This is a genomic window from Flavobacterium piscis (genome assembly GCF_031457575.1).
Taxonomy (GTDB): domain Bacteria; phylum Bacteroidota; class Bacteroidia; order Flavobacteriales; family Flavobacteriaceae; genus Flavobacterium; species Flavobacterium piscis_A.
The window spans coordinates 1-14,707 of sequence record NZ_JAVDWQ010000025.1 but is presented as its reverse complement, the minus strand read 5'-3'; the positions used below and the strand labels follow the sequence as shown (position 1 = coordinate 14,707).

Annotated in this window: 8 protein-coding genes; all 8 read left to right on the top strand. The window is 37.9% G+C overall.

Features of this window, described 5'->3' with window-relative positions; translation table 11 throughout:
• Window positions 1-131 precede the first annotated feature (131 nt).
• The 8 genes from J2W48_RS21960 (at window position 132) to J2W48_RS21925 (ending at window position 14,685) form a co-directional block, all read left to right on the top strand.
• Window positions 132-2,597: a glycoside hydrolase family 95 protein gene (locus tag J2W48_RS21960; RefSeq protein ID WP_310284210.1), complete on the top strand. Its 2,466-nt coding sequence runs from the start codon at window positions 132-134 to the stop codon at window positions 2,595-2,597.
• A gap of 357 nt (window positions 2,598-2,954) precedes the next feature.
• On the top strand, window positions 2,955-4,523 hold the full coding sequence (locus J2W48_RS21955) for an MGH1-like glycoside hydrolase domain-containing protein (protein WP_310284208.1): 1,569 nt from the start codon (window positions 2,955-2,957) through the stop codon (window positions 4,521-4,523).
• Between the two features lie 96 nt (window positions 4,524-4,619).
• Window positions 4,620-5,165, top strand: coding sequence for a hypothetical protein (locus J2W48_RS21950; RefSeq protein ID WP_310284207.1), 546 nt, complete (start codon window positions 4,620-4,622; stop codon window positions 5,163-5,165).
• Between the two features lie 13 nt (window positions 5,166-5,178).
• Window positions 5,179-7,932 carry a glycoside hydrolase family 78 protein gene (locus tag J2W48_RS21945; RefSeq protein WP_310284206.1) on the top strand — a complete coding sequence of 918 codons (2,754 nt, stop codon included), beginning with the start codon at window positions 5,179-5,181 and terminating at the stop codon, window positions 7,930-7,932.
• A 132-nt stretch (window positions 7,933-8,064) separates the two neighbouring features.
• Window positions 8,065-9,213 (top strand): sialidase family protein, encoded by a 1,149-nt coding sequence (locus J2W48_RS21940; RefSeq protein WP_310284205.1) that lies wholly within the window; start codon window positions 8,065-8,067, stop codon window positions 9,211-9,213.
• Between the two features lie 128 nt (window positions 9,214-9,341).
• The gene (locus tag J2W48_RS21935) at window positions 9,342-10,232 is read left to right on the top strand and encodes a sugar phosphate isomerase/epimerase family protein (protein WP_310284204.1); all 891 of its coding nucleotides are present in this window, start codon (window positions 9,342-9,344) and stop codon (window positions 10,230-10,232) included.
• Window positions 10,233-10,425: 193 nt separating this feature from the next.
• Complete coding sequence (locus J2W48_RS21930; RefSeq protein ID WP_310284203.1) at window positions 10,426-13,158, top strand: alpha-d-galacturonidase; 2,733 nt, start codon at window positions 10,426-10,428, stop codon at window positions 13,156-13,158.
• A gap of 339 nt (window positions 13,159-13,497) precedes the next feature.
• Complete coding sequence (locus J2W48_RS21925; RefSeq protein ID WP_310284202.1) at window positions 13,498-14,685, top strand: IS4 family transposase; 1,188 nt, start codon at window positions 13,498-13,500, stop codon at window positions 14,683-14,685.
• Window positions 14,686-14,707 lie beyond the last annotated feature (22 nt).

Sequence of the window (14,707 nt, the reverse complement as noted above, 5' to 3'; positions counted from 1 at the left end):
TAGCAGATCTAGCAGATTTTTAATAATTGGAAATACTTTAATCTGTGGCAAAATAAATTAGATAAATTGAAATAAGAATTAAAAAATAAATTAGTGCCATTTGTGTAATTCGTGGCAACAAAAATATAAGTATGAAATTAAAAAGTAAAATAACAGTAATTTGTTTTGGGATTTTTTCCTTTACTGCAACAGCGCAAAGCAACAGCGAACTAAAACTGTGGTACGACAAACCAGCAACCATCTGGAACGAAGCTTTGCCTTTGGGTAACGGCCGTTTGGGAGTAATGGTTTTTGGAGACCCCGCAGTGGAGCATTTGCAATTGAACGAAGAAACCATTTGGGCAGGTTCGCCAAACAGCAACGCGCATAACAAATCAATTGAAGCTTTGCCAAAAGTAAGACAGCTGGTTTTCGAAGGGAAATTTGACGAAGCACAGGCTTTGGCGACTCAGGATATTATGTCGCAAACTAACGACGGAATGCCGTATCAGACTTTTGGAAGTGCTTATATTTCGTTTCCGGGACATCAAAAGTATACCACTTATTACCGCGATTTAGATATCGAAAACGCTACGGCAAAAGTAAAATACACGGTAAACGGAGTAGAATTTACCAGAGAAATTTTGACATCCTTTTCAGATCACGTGATTGTGGTAAAATTATCGGCAAGTCAGCCGGGGCAGATTACGGCAAATGTTTTTATGAACAGCCCGATTGATAAAACCGTTCCGTCAACGGAAGGAAACCAAATTATCCTTTCGGGAGTTGGAACTAATTTTGAAAATGTAAAAGGGAAGGTAAAATTTCAGGGACGAATCGAAGCCAAAAATAAAGGCGGAGAAGTTTCGGCAAGCAACGGAATCCTAATCATCAACAAAGCCGATGAGGTGACACTTTATATTTCGATAGCGACCAATTTCAAAAATTATCAGGACATAACCGAAGACGAAGTGGCGAAAAGCAAATCATTTTTGGAGAAAGTTTTACCGAAAAGTTTTGAGGAAATCAAAAAAGCACACGTTGCTTATTACCAAAAATTCTTCAACCGAGTTTCATTGGATTTAGGTTCAAACGATGCTATCAAGAAACCAACAAACGAAAGAATCCGTGATTTCAAAAAGGAATTCGATCCGCAATTGGCGAGTTTGTATTTTCAGTTTGGACGTTATTTATTGATTTCAAGTTCACAGCCGGGAGGTCAGCCAGCTAATTTACAAGGAATTTGGAACGATATGGTAACTCCGCCCTGGGACAGTAAATACACCACAAACATTAACGCCGAGATGAATTATTGGCCGGCAGAAGTGACCAATCTTTCGGAAATGCACGAGCCTTTTATCCAAATGGCAAAAGAATTGAGTGTTACAGGAGCAGTAACTGCCAAAACAATGTACAACGCCAACGGCTGGGTTTTGCACCACAACACCGATATCTGGCGTGTAACCGCTCCTGTAGATTCAGCTGCTTCGGGAATGTGGCCTACGGGCGGTGCCTGGATTTCGCAGGATTTGTGGGAACGTTATTTGTACACTGGCGACATCAATTATTTAAAAGAAATTTATCCGGTAATCAAAGGAGCAGCGGATTTCTTTTTGGATTTTATGATTACTGATCCAAACACAGGATATTTGGTAGTAGTGCCATCGAGTTCTCCAGAAAACACACACGCAGGCGGAACCGGAAAATCGACTATTGCTTCGGGGACTACGATGGATAATCAGTTGGTTTTTGATTTGTTTTCGAATGTGATTAAAGCTTCGAAACTGGTTGCTCCGGATGAAAATTATACTAAAAAATTAAGTGATGCTTTGGCTAAAATGCCTCCGATGAAAATCGGAAAATACAATCAGTTGCAGGAATGGCAGGACGATTGGGACAACCCGAAAGACAATCACCGACACGTTTCGCATTTGTACGGCTTGTTTCCGAGTAATCAGATTTCGCCAATCAAGACACCGGAATTATTTGAAGGTGCCAAACAATCCTTAATTTACAGAACCGACGAATCCACAGGCTGGTCAATGGGCTGGAAAGTGAATCTTTGGGCCAGATTATTAGACGGAAATCACGCTTACAAATTGATTCAGGATCAATTGCATTTGGTAACCGCCGACCAAAGAAAAGGTGGAGGAACCTACCCAAATATGCTGGATGCACATCAGCCGTTTCAGATTGACGGTAATTTTGGATGCACCGCAGGAATTGCCGAAATGCTGATGCAGAGTCAGGAAGATGCGATTCATTTATTGCCTGCTTTGCCAACGGTCTGGGCAGCCGGTAGCATTAAAGGTTTGGTAACCCGAGGCGGATTTGTGATTGATATGACTTGGAAGAACAATAAGGTTTCTACCTTGAAAGTGTATTCAAAAATTGGAGGAAACTGCCGATTGAAATTGGAAAACACGTTGAAAGCAGATAAAGGAATTGTGCTTAAAAAAGCTAAAGGTAAAAATCCGAATCCATTGTTTTATGATGTTGAAATAAAGAAACCAATTATTTCTAAAGAAGCAAAATTGCCGAAACTGCAATTGCCGAAGTACAATGAATATGATGTAGAAATGAAAGCGGGGCAGACTTATAGTTTTTCTGCGAATTAAAAGGTCTCGTGAGTCTTTGCGAGGAACGAAGCAATCACATTTGCTTTATCCGTTCCAATGATTTACTGAGTTTGCTTAGAATAGTGAGATTGCTTCGTTCCTCGCAATGACAAAACGTGATTATTAGACCGCGTGAGTGATGGCAGTGGAGCTCTTTTTTGAGAGGCTTTTTGCCGAACAAAAAAAAGCGGGAACGTACAGCACGACCCGAAGTTGCAAGGAGGAACGACGAAGCAATCTGAAGGGTCACGCCCAAAAATGAATAAATTATTAAACCATATAAGTGATGTAAGGAAATGTAAGTTTAGCTTTAATGAACTTATATTACTTATATGGTGAACTAAAAAAAAGATTAAAATGGTTACAAATTTTAAATACAAAATAATAGCTTTCGTAGTCCTGATTGCCTGTTTGAACAGCGGTTGTAAATCGGGTGCGGGGCATTCTAAAAAAGGAACTTCTGTTGTTTTGAAAGCCGATAATTTTAAGCATTATGTAGATTATTTCAACACGATGGAAGACGAGAATTTGAAATTTGCGATTCCGAATGACAGTGCGTGGGCGTGGATGGAAAAGAATGTTCCGTTGTTTGAATGTCCACAGCAGAATTTTGAGGAGATATATTATTATCGTTGGTGGACGGCTCGAAAACACATCAAGAAAACGCCGCTTGGTTTCGGAATTACTGAGTTTTTAGTTGATCGCTCGTATGCAGATAAATACAATTTGATTGCTTGTGCAGTGGGGCATCATATTAATGAATTTCGTTGGGTGCACGATCCGCAGTACATTGAGCAGGATGTCAAAATTTGGTACCGTGGCAATGAAGGGAAACCGATGAACAAATTGTATAAATTCAGTAGTTGGACGGCTGATGCGTTGTACAATCGTTATTTGGTGAATAAGGATGAAAAATTCTTATTGGATATGTACCCGGATATGGTGACGGATTATGCGGTTTGGGAAAAAGACCGTCAGCGTAAAGATGGTTTGTTTTGGCAACACGATGTAAAGGACGGTATGGAAGAATCGTTGAGTGGCGGACGAAAAGTACAAAATGCAAGACCGACGATTAACAGTTATATGTTTGGAAATGCTGTGGCGATTTCGAAAATGGCATCAATGAAAGGCGACAAAGAAGTGGAGGCTAAATTTAAAGCCAAAGCCGATGTATTGCAACAATTGGTGGAAACGAAATTATGGAATTCAAAAAGTGAGTTCTTTGAAACGTTTACCGAAAAAGATACGCTGGCGCAGGTTCGGGAGGCGATTGGATTTATTCCGTGGTATTTTAATCTGCCACAAAAAGACAAAGGTTTTGAAAAAGCCTGGGAACAAATTAAGGATGAAAAAGGGTTTTCGGCACCTTTTGGATTGACAACGGCGGAGCGAAGAAGTCCTCGTTTTAGAACCCACGGAACCGGAACCTGCGAATGGGACGGAGCGATTTGGCCTTTTGCAAGTTCACAGACTTTGACAGCTTTGGCAAATATTTTGAATAATTACAATCAGAGTTTCGTTGCTAAAACCGATTATTTCAAGCAAATGGATTTGTATGTGCAATCGCAATATTACCGTGGTAAGCCATACATTGGTGAATATCTCGACGAAACAACAGGGTATTGGCTGATGGGCGACAAAGAAAGAAGCCGTTATTACAATCATTCGACTTTTAACGATTTGATGATTACGGGATTGGTTGGTTTACGCCCGAGAGCAGATGAAAAAATCGAAGTAAATCCATTGATTCCACAGGAAAAATGGGATTGGTTTTGTCTGGATAATGTTTTATATCACGGGAATATTATCACGATTCTTTGGGATAAAACAGGGGAGAAATATGGCAAAGGAAAAGGGTTTAGGATTTTTAAAAATGGGAAGGAAATTGCTGTTTCAGAAAAATTGGAGAAATTAGTATCGGAATAGAAAATTTCAGTAATTACCGAATCAAATCATAACGTTTCATTTTTTAAATCCTATGTATAAATAATAATATAAACATCAGCCATTTAAATTAATATTATGGAAGAAAAAGAAGAGAAATTAAATGATGATGATTTATCATATCTTACTAAAGAATTGAAAAGTTATAAAAACGGAGCGATTTATTTAGTGATCTTTTTAGCTCTATTGTACTATGGTTTTTACTATTTAAATTTCCATTATAAACCAACAGGTTTTTTTAATGGAATTGATGTTGTGTTTGAATTAATAGTGTTAGGATTTCTAACGTATATTGGAATTAAAGGAATTGAACGGAATAAAAATTTCAAGAAAAATATTTTTAAGCAAAAAGTTATAGTTGGGGATTTTAAAGTTTTGGAAAAAGAAATAACCAACAAAAATGATGCGGATGAGTGGAGTCATTATGTGATTAGGATATTTTCTAAAATTGAAAACAAAGACAAGTATATTTTTTTAAATAGAAGTGATTTTAGAAAAATAAATGAAGAGGATTATATTTATATAGAATATTTTATAGATTCAAACTTGATAAAAATTTTAAATTATAAAAACAAGAAATTAGAATACACACGTTACGGCATTTATGATAACAAATGGGGTTAAACAAAATAGAATTATGAAAAAGTTTTTTTTACATCTTACATTAATCATTACACTTTTTACATTTTCGGCGCAAGCCCAAAACAAAATCAGTATAACTAATCTGCAATGCGAAATGCTGAACAATCCGGAAGGAATTGATGTGGTTCAGCCTCGTTTGAGCTGGCAGATAAAGTCGGATGTGAATGATGTAAAACAGACGGACTATCAAATTATGGTCGCTTCGACTTTAGAAAACCTGAATGCGAACAAAGCTGATTTATGGGATAGTGGAAAAGTAACAAGCAATGAATCTGTCAATATTATTTACAACGGAAAAAAGTTGGGTGACCGACAAAATGCATTTTGGAAAGTAACTGTTTTTACGAATAAAGGTGAAATTAAATCTATTGAAAATGCCCATTTCAGCATTGGGATTTTAACCTATGCCGACTGGAAATCGACTCGCTGGATTGGCTATGAAAAATTGTCAAAAGATGATAGCGTTTCTCAGTATTCAAGATTGTCTGCGCGTTATTTGCGAAAAGAAATCAACCTGAAAAAACAAGTCAAAAGTGCCAAGATTTATATTATGGGAATGGGCTTGTATGAGCTGTACATTAATGGAAATAAAATTGGCGATCAGGTTTTGGCACCCGTTCCGACGGATTACACCAAAAACGTAAAATACAATGTTTTTGATGTGACTTCGCAATTGAAAGAAGGCAAAAATATGCTGGGAACGATTTTAGGAAACGGACGTTTTTTTGCGATGCGTCAGGATTACAAACCGTATAAAATCAAATCATTTGGTTTTCCGAAAATGGCTTTGCAGTTGTTTGTGGAATACACCGATGGAACCAAAGACATCATCCGAACAGACGACACCTGGAAATTAACCACTGACGGACCGATTTTGTCCAACAATGAATACGACGGCGAAGAATACGATGCCCGCAAGGAAATGAAAGGCTGGGCTACGACCAATTTTGATGACAAAAACTGGGTAAATGCCAGATACGTTCAGGAACCGGGCGGTTTTTATGAAGCGCAGATGATGCCGAATATGAAAATAATGGGCGAGGTAAAACCAATTTCGATCAAAGCAACTGCAAAAGGAACTTACATTTTGGATATGGGTCAGAATATGGTGGGCTGGTTACAGTTCAAAGTAAAAGGAAAAAGCGGTGACCAAATCACGATGAAATTTGCAGAATCTTTACAAGCTGATGGTACGCTGTACATTGCCAATTTGCGTGATGCGAAAACAACTGATATTTATACATTAAAAGGTGAAGGGGAAGAAATCTGGGAACCCCGTTTTATATTTCACGGATTTCGATTTGTAGAAATTTCGGGTTTTCCTACCAAACCAACATTGGATAATTTTGTTGGGAAAGTGGTTTATGACGACATAAAAACAACCGGAACTTTCGAATCTTCGGATGCGACGATGAACCAGATTTTTAAAAATGCGTGGTGGGGAATTAGCGGAAATTATAAAGGAATGCCAATCGACTGTCCACAGCGAAATGAGCGTCAGCCTTGGTTGGGAGATAGAACCACAGGTGCTTATGGAGAAAGTTTTTTATTCGATAATCAGACTTTGTATGCCAAATGGCTGGATGATATTAAATATTCGCAAACTCAGGATGGAGGATTGCCTGATGTGGCGCCCGCATTTTGGCGTTATTACGGTGATAATGTGACCTGGCCGGGAACGTATATCACGGTGGGCGATATGCTGTACCAACAATTTGGTGACAAGGAAGTCATTAAAAAACAATATCCGTCTATGAAAAAATGGATGGTGTATATGGAAGAAAATTATCTGCAAAATGATTTAATGGACAAGGACAAATATGGTGACTGGTGTGTTCCGCCGGAATCATTAGAATTGATTCGTTCCAAAGATCCTGCCCGTTTAACGGATGGGCAATTGTTATCAAGTGCTTTTTATTATCAGCTTTTGGGCATTATGAAAAAGTTTGCCAAAATTGCCAATTCCGAAGCTGATATTGCACATTATGATGATTTGACAACAAGAATCAAAAAAGCATTCAATGCCAAATTTTTAAATACGGAGAAAAACTATTACGCCAATAATACCGTTACGGCAAACGTATTGCCATTGGCTTTTGGGATGGTTTCTGAAAATTTGATAGACAGAGTTTTTCAAAATATGGTTCACGAAGTTGAAGTGACTAAAAACGGTCATATCAGCACGGGAGTTATTGGAACACAATTTTTGATGCGAACCTTGACGAATTTTGGAAGAGGAGATTTGGCTTTCAAACTGGCATCTAACAAAACTTACCCAAGCTGGGGTTATATGGTTGAAAACGGAGCGACCACCATTTGGGAATTATGGAACGGAAACACCGCCGACCCAACAATGAATTCGCAAAATCACGTAATGCTTTTAGGCGATTTACTGATTTGGTACTACGAAAATATGGCGGGAATCAAGAGTAATCCTGAAACGCCGGGCTTCAAACAAATTATTATGAAACCTGATTTCAATGCGGGACTGACTTTTGTAAATGCTTCTTACGAGTCCATTTACGGTCTGATTAAAAGCGACTGGAAGAAAACCAAAAATACTTTAGAATGGAAAATTACCATTCCGGCCAATTCATCGGCTGTGGTGTATTTGCCAACAGCGAATGCTTCTTTGGTAACGGTCAACAAACAAAAACTGGCTCAGTTTTCATCCTCTTATAAAACAGAAAATAATAACATAGTCGTGACTTTAGATTCGGGTTCTTATACTGTAAATCTAAAGCTTTAATAGCATAATTCGGGACAGTACAGGATGCTTAGCTAATTATTTAGTGTCATTTTTACACTTAATAAATTTTTGCATTCTGATATTATCATAATGTATTGAAAATAAAACACATAATATTTTAAAGAATAAATAATGAAACTCAAACAGATAACTATCGCATTTTTTGGACTGCTACTTTTGGGAAGCTGTAAATCTGCTTTGGAAAAAAAGACCTGGAAAGAAGGAATTTTGGTAGATGAATTCATTTACGATAAAGCGCCATATCCGTCCTGCCACTCCGTTACGATTGTGGAAGCAACCAATGGAGATTTGGTTTCGGCCTGGTTTGGAGGATCACACGAAAGACATCCTGATGTTTGTATTTATTCAGCAATAAAACCAAAAGGAAGCGATAAATGGGGCGAACCCATTAAGGTAGCCGATGGTGTGCTGAAGGATGGAACAAGATTTCCAACATGGAATCCTGTTTTGTATCAAATTCCGGGAGGTGATTTGATGCTGTTTTATAAAATAGGACCAAAGCCATCAGAATGGTGGGGTGTTTACAGAACTTCTTCTGATGGCGGAAAAACCTGGTCTGATAAAATTGATATGCCGAGTAAAGATTTCCTGGGACCAGTCAAAAACAAGCCGGTTTTATTAAGCAACGGAACATTATTGCTTCCTTCAAGTACCGAAGGAAACGGTTGGCATTTGCGTATGGAATCAACTCCCGACTTTGGCAAAACCTGGGTGATGGGCGATACCATTTCAAGAGGAAAACAAAAAATCAATGCTATTCAGCCGAGCATTTTGTTTCATAAAGACGGAAGCATTCAGGCGATTGGAAGAACCAGAAACAGGGCTGTTTTCAGTACATTCTCAAAAGATAACGGAAAAACATGGTCAGATATTGAGTTAATCGGTTTGCCAAATAACAACTCCGGAACAGATGCGGTAACGCTTAAAAACGGAAAACACTTATTAGTCTATAACCACGTTTTGCCTCCCGGAAACGAAGCCAAAGGACCAAGAACACCTTTAAATCTTTCTATTTCTGACGATGGAATCAATTGGAAAGCGACATTAGTTTTGGAAGATTCAAAAATAAGCCAGTATTCGTATCCATCAATCATTCAAAGTTCAGACGGAATGGTGCATATCGTTTACACATGGAGAAGACAAAAACTGAAATATGTAAAAGTTGACCCAAGCAAACTGGTAGCAGTTCCAATCAAAAACGGAATCTGGCCTGGACAAGATGGCGTTGAAGTGAAAGCTGTTAAAGCTGAAGAGGAGTAAGATATTCACAACAGATTATCATTAGAATTTTAATCTTCATAATCTGCTAATCTGCGGGAAAAATTACTCTCGCAGATTTAGCAGATTTAGCAGATTCTTTTTTACTCCATTAATAAAAAATAATAATTATGAAGTTAACTAATTTTAAAAGAAGCATGTTTATTGCATTGGTTGTTATCTTATCAGGAACATTCAATACACTTTCGGCACAATCCAACAAAAAGCAAAAATACAAAGTGGCTGTATGTGACTGGATGATTTTAAAAAGGCAAAAACTCGGTGCTTTTGGACGTGCAGCAGAAATAAAAGCAGACGGAATCGAACTCGATATGGGCGGTTTAGGAAAAAGACCCACATTCGACAGCAAATTGGGCGATCCGATTGAAAGACAAAAGTTTCTGGATAAGTCCAAAGAAACAGGTGTTGGAATCAGCTCCATCGCGATGTCCGGATTTTATGCACAATCTTTTGCTAAAAGAGATTCCATCACTTTGATGATTAACGATTGTGTGGCAACAATGAAAAATATGAAAGTAAAAGTTGCTTATCTTCCATTAGGAACAGAAAGCGATTTGACTAAAAATCCAGAGTTGCGTCCAATCATTATCGAAAGATTAAAATGGGCAGGCAAACAAGTTGGTAAAATTGGAGGAGTAATCGCAATCGAAACTTCATTAGACGCTACCGAAGAGAGAAAACTGTTGGAAGAAATTGGCTGTAAGCATATTAAAAGTTCTTTCAATTTTGCAAATGCCGTAGATAATGGAAGAGACATCGCAGCAGAATTAAAAATTTTAGGCAAAAAACATTTGGCACAAATTCACGCTTCCACAACAGACCGCGTTTGGCTGGAAAACGATACAAATGTTGATATGCCAAAAATCAAAAAAACGCTGGATGATATGAACTGGAAAGGATGGTTAATCGTAGAGCGTTCCAGAGATGTAACGCAGGTACATAATGTAGTTGCCAATTACGGAGCAAACGTTGCTTACTTGAAGAAAATTTTTCAGAATTAAAATAAAAAATCTGCTAAATCTGCAGAATCCACGTGAGAAAAATTAGCACGCAGATTTAAACAGATTCAAGCAGATTTAGCAGATTTTTTTAATCTGTGAATAAAAAACAAATACGATTGTAATTTGCGCTAATTTACTTCGTCAGTTCGCTGTCGCTCGGGTGTGCAATTTGTGGTCAAAAAATAACAATACAATGAAATATTTAAGTTTACTTTTTTTAGGATTATTTGCCACTTTTGCATCAGCACAAAACATCACAATCGTTCGTGATGCCAAAGCACCAAGAGCGCAATACGGAGCCGAAAAACTATCAGAAACCGCAACAGCAAAAGGATTCAAAATAACTTTTGCAGACAAAGCACCTAAAAAATCAAAAGATAAAGTAATCGTCATTGGCGAAAAAGGAACCGATTTTTGGAAACAAAATTCCAAAACTGGCAAAATCGACGACAGCCAACTAACCAAGAAAGAAGGTTTTCAAATTCGCACGCAAAAAAACACCATTTTCATTGAAGGAACCGATGCAACCGGAGCTTTGTATGGCGCTTTGGAATTGGCAGACCGAATCAAAACTTCAGGCAAAATTCCATCTGAAATCAATATCGAAGACAGTCCCGAAATGGTCTTGAGAGGATCTTGTATCGGAGTGCAAAAACCGGTTTATCTTCCGGGGCGAGACGTTTACGAATATCCATACACACCCGAATCTTTTCCTTGGTTTTACGATAAAAAACTGTGGACAAAATACCTGGATATGATGGTCGACAACCGACTGAATTCCCTGTATTTGTGGAACGGACATCCGTTTGCTTCATTGGTAAAACTAAAAGACTATCCGTTTGCCTTGGAAGTAAGCGAAGAAGATTTCAAAAAGAACGAAGAAATTTATAACTACCTGACCGTAGAAGCCAACAAAAGAGGAATCTGGGTAATTCAGATGTTTTATAATATCATTGTTTCCAAACCTTTTGCGGAGCATTACAACATCAAAACACAAGATCGTTCACGCCCGATAACGCCTGAAATCGCTGATTATACCAAAAAATCAATCACTGCTTTTATCGAAAAATATCCAAACGTAGGATTATTGGTTTGTCTCGGAGAAGCCATCAACACCATCGATGATGACGTGGAATGGTTTACCAAAACGATTATTCCGGGAGTTCAGGACGGATTAAAAGCTTTAGGAAAAACGGATGAACCGCCAATTATCCTGCGTGCGCACGACACCGATGCGCCGTTGGTTATGGAAAAATCGCTTCCGTTGTATAAAAACTTATACACGATGCACAAATACAATGGCGAGTCGCTGACGACTTACACGCCACGCGGACCTTGGGGTGAAATTCACAAAAAGTTAAGTTCGCTGAATTCGGTTCACATTTCAAACGTACATATTTTGGCCAATCTGGAGCCTTTCCGTTACGGATCTCCTGAATTTATCCAGAAAACGGTTCAGGCGATGCACACCGTACACGGAGCCAATGCGCTTCATTTGTATCCTCAGGCTTCCTATTGGGACTGGCCTTACACGGCTGATAAAACCAAAACTGGCGAACGATTGCTCGAAATGGATCGCGACTGGATTTGGTATAAAGCCTGGGCAAGGTATGCCTGGAATAGTAAAAGAGACAGAAATGAAGAAATTAAATATTGGAGTGAAGATTTAGCTGCTAAATACGGAACTGATTTAGAAGCAGCAAATAACATCCAAAAAGCCTATGATGAGTCTGGAGAAATTGCCCCAAAAACATTAAGACGTTTCGGAATCACCGAAGGAAATCGCCAAACGTTATTATTAGGAATGTTCGAAAGTCAATTGGTAAATCCAGCCAAATGGAGAGTTTACCCTGGATTCCACGAATCTTGCGGACCAGTTGGAGAGTTGCTTTTGGAATACGCCAAAAAAGAATGGAACAAAGAACCGCACGTTGGGGAATTGCCAACGCAAATCATCGCAGAAATCACGCAACACGGAAAACTAGCCGTTGAAGCGATCGACAAAGCCGAGTCAAAAGTGACCAAAGACAAAGAAGAATTCCTGCGTCTTAAAAACGATATGCACGCTTACAAAGCCTTCGCCGATTTCTTTTCGGAGAAAGTAAAAGCTGCCATTTTGGTCTTGCGTTACAGCTATTCTAATGAAATTACTGATTTAGATAAAGCCCTTCCGCATCTCGAAAAAAGCATCGAACATTATGAAACTTTGGTCAATTTAACCAAAAACCATTATTTGTACGCCAACAGTATGCAGACCGCTCAACGCCGAATCCCGATTGGCGGAGACGATGGAAACAACAAAACCTGGGCCGAATTATTGCCACATTACGAACGTGAATTGGCGAATTTCAAACGAAATTTAGAATTGCTGAAATCGTCAAAAGACGGTAAAATCGTAACCAAAGAAGCTAAGCCTTGGAAAACTGGAGAAGTAACTTTGTTAAGTGAAAGTAAAGGAACATACGCAGTAAAAAACGGAACAAAAGTGTACGGAACGCCAATTTCAGAATTGATAAAAGTAGCTCCCGAATTGCAAAACCTAAAAGGAATTGCATTCGATGAAACCGCTCAAAACGAAAACGGAACACACCTGAAATTCAAAAACGTCAAAGCCGTAAAACTGGTAGTAGGTTATTTCAATTCCGATCAAAAGAGATTTTTATTCCCGCCAAGTCTGGAGACAGATGCAGCCGGAAATGCCCACGGTCAGGCCGAAGTAATCCTGGCAAGCGCGATGAATTTAAAGGAATTGCCACGAATCAACATTCACACCTACACCTTCCAACCCGGCGAAAATAAACTCGATTTGGGCAAAGGAAGAGTCCTGATTTTAGGCTTCATCGACGCCAATCAAACCATTACAACCCGTGATGTTGGCTATATCGACGAAGGTGAAAAAGGTGCGGTAGACTGGTTGTTTTATTAAAAGGAAAAAGAAATATCTCTCGCAGATTTGCTTCGCCTGTTCGCTGTCGCTCGGGTTGCTGATTGAGCAAATCAAAATAAAATCTGCAATATCTGCTAAATCTGCGTGAGAAATAAAAAAATAATGGTATTGTGGGCGTGACCCTCCGTGAAAAACTCCGGGTCGGGCTGTACGTTCCCGCTTTTTTTTGAGAGGCTAAAAAACGCCTCACAAAAAAAGAGCTCCACTGCCATCCCTCACGCATACAAAAAGGCCTAACAGGTTTTTAAACCATAGGTGTTCGGAAGACATAAGTTCATTGAAATATTTTCATATTTTAGTTTTACAAAACTAAATCTTATGCAAAAAGGAGTTACGGTAAATTCTTTACTAAAGCTAATAGATAAAGGTATTTTAGAATCAATAGCAATTGAAACTAAAGTTGATTATAAGGCTAAGAAATTGTCTGGCGAAGTTGTTTTCAAACTTATCCTGATGAGTATTCTAGATGATACTAAAGTAAGTCTAAGAATAATGGAGAAAGTTTTTGCAAGCAACATGTTTAAGTTGTTTTCAGGTGTTGACAGGTCTGAGACGGTTAAATTCAGTAGTATTTCTGAACGATTGTCTGCCATAAACCATGAATATTTCGAAAAGATTTTTCAAAATGTTTTTCATTTTTCAAAGAGTTATTTTAAAGATGGCTTAGATGTTTATAACATAAGACAATTTGATTCGACAAGTTTGTCAGTTTCAAGTAAACTTTTAAAGAAAGGAATGGTGAATGGCTTGAAAAACAAGAATGGCGAACATACCAAGAACCAAATCAAATTTACCATTGGTCTTTACAATAATCTTCCTTTGGATTTAAATTTTCACAATCAGCAGCAATACTTGGGCGAAGATATAGCTTTGGGAGAGGCAATATTAAATGCGAATATCAACGACAATGAAATTGTTGTATTTGACAGAGGTTTAAAAAAGCGCAGGACTTTTAAAGAATTCAACGACAAGAATATTTCTTTTGTAACCAGAATAAATCCTACCAAGAGCATAAAAATTATAGAAGAAAACAAACTGAGCCAAGATTTAGAAACAGAAACATTAAAAATTCTAAGTGATGAGAAAGTTAACCTGTTTCATGAGAAAAAATGTTTGTTTAAAGAGCCTTTCAGATTAATAAAAGCCGAATCCAGAAAAACAAAGGAAGTCCTTTTTTTTCTAACAAATATTGAAGATTTGAGAGCTGATGAAATTACCTGTATTTATAGAAAAAGATGGGACATCGAAGTGTTTTTTAAATTCATTAAGCAACACCTTCATTTTAAACATTTTTTAAGTTATAGTGAAAACGGAATAAAAGTAATGATGTATATGACAATGATAACGGCAATATTGCTATTAATCTATAAAAAGGTTAATGAGATAAAAAGCTATAAAATTGCAAAATTTCAATTTACAGAAGAACTAAATATGGAAATAATAAAAGAAATAGTGGTAATCTGCGATGGGGACCCAAGCAAATCACCACTATTTAATACAACTTAGATAACTTCCGAACACCTATGTT

What these genes read in the sequence shown, in the direction of transcription:
- J2W48_RS21960 (WP_310284210.1), top strand. Translation starts at nt 132, where the DNA reads ATGAAATTAAAAAGTAAAATAACAGTAATTTGTTTTGGGATTTTTTCC.
- J2W48_RS21955 (WP_310284208.1), top strand. Translation starts at nt 2,955, where the DNA reads ATGGTTACAAATTTTAAATACAAAATAATAGCTTTCGTAGTCCTGATT.
- J2W48_RS21950 (WP_310284207.1), top strand. Translation starts at nt 4,620, where the DNA reads ATGGAAGAAAAAGAAGAGAAATTAAATGATGATGATTTATCATATCTT.
- J2W48_RS21945 (WP_310284206.1), top strand. Translation starts at nt 5,179, where the DNA reads ATGAAAAAGTTTTTTTTACATCTTACATTAATCATTACACTTTTTACA.
- J2W48_RS21940 (WP_310284205.1), top strand. Translation starts at nt 8,065, where the DNA reads ATGAAACTCAAACAGATAACTATCGCATTTTTTGGACTGCTACTTTTG.
- J2W48_RS21935 (WP_310284204.1), top strand. Translation starts at nt 9,342, where the DNA reads ATGAAGTTAACTAATTTTAAAAGAAGCATGTTTATTGCATTGGTTGTT.
- J2W48_RS21930 (WP_310284203.1), top strand. Translation starts at nt 10,426, where the DNA reads ATGAAATATTTAAGTTTACTTTTTTTAGGATTATTTGCCACTTTTGCA.
- J2W48_RS21925 (WP_310284202.1), top strand. Translation starts at nt 13,498, where the DNA reads ATGCAAAAAGGAGTTACGGTAAATTCTTTACTAAAGCTAATAGATAAA.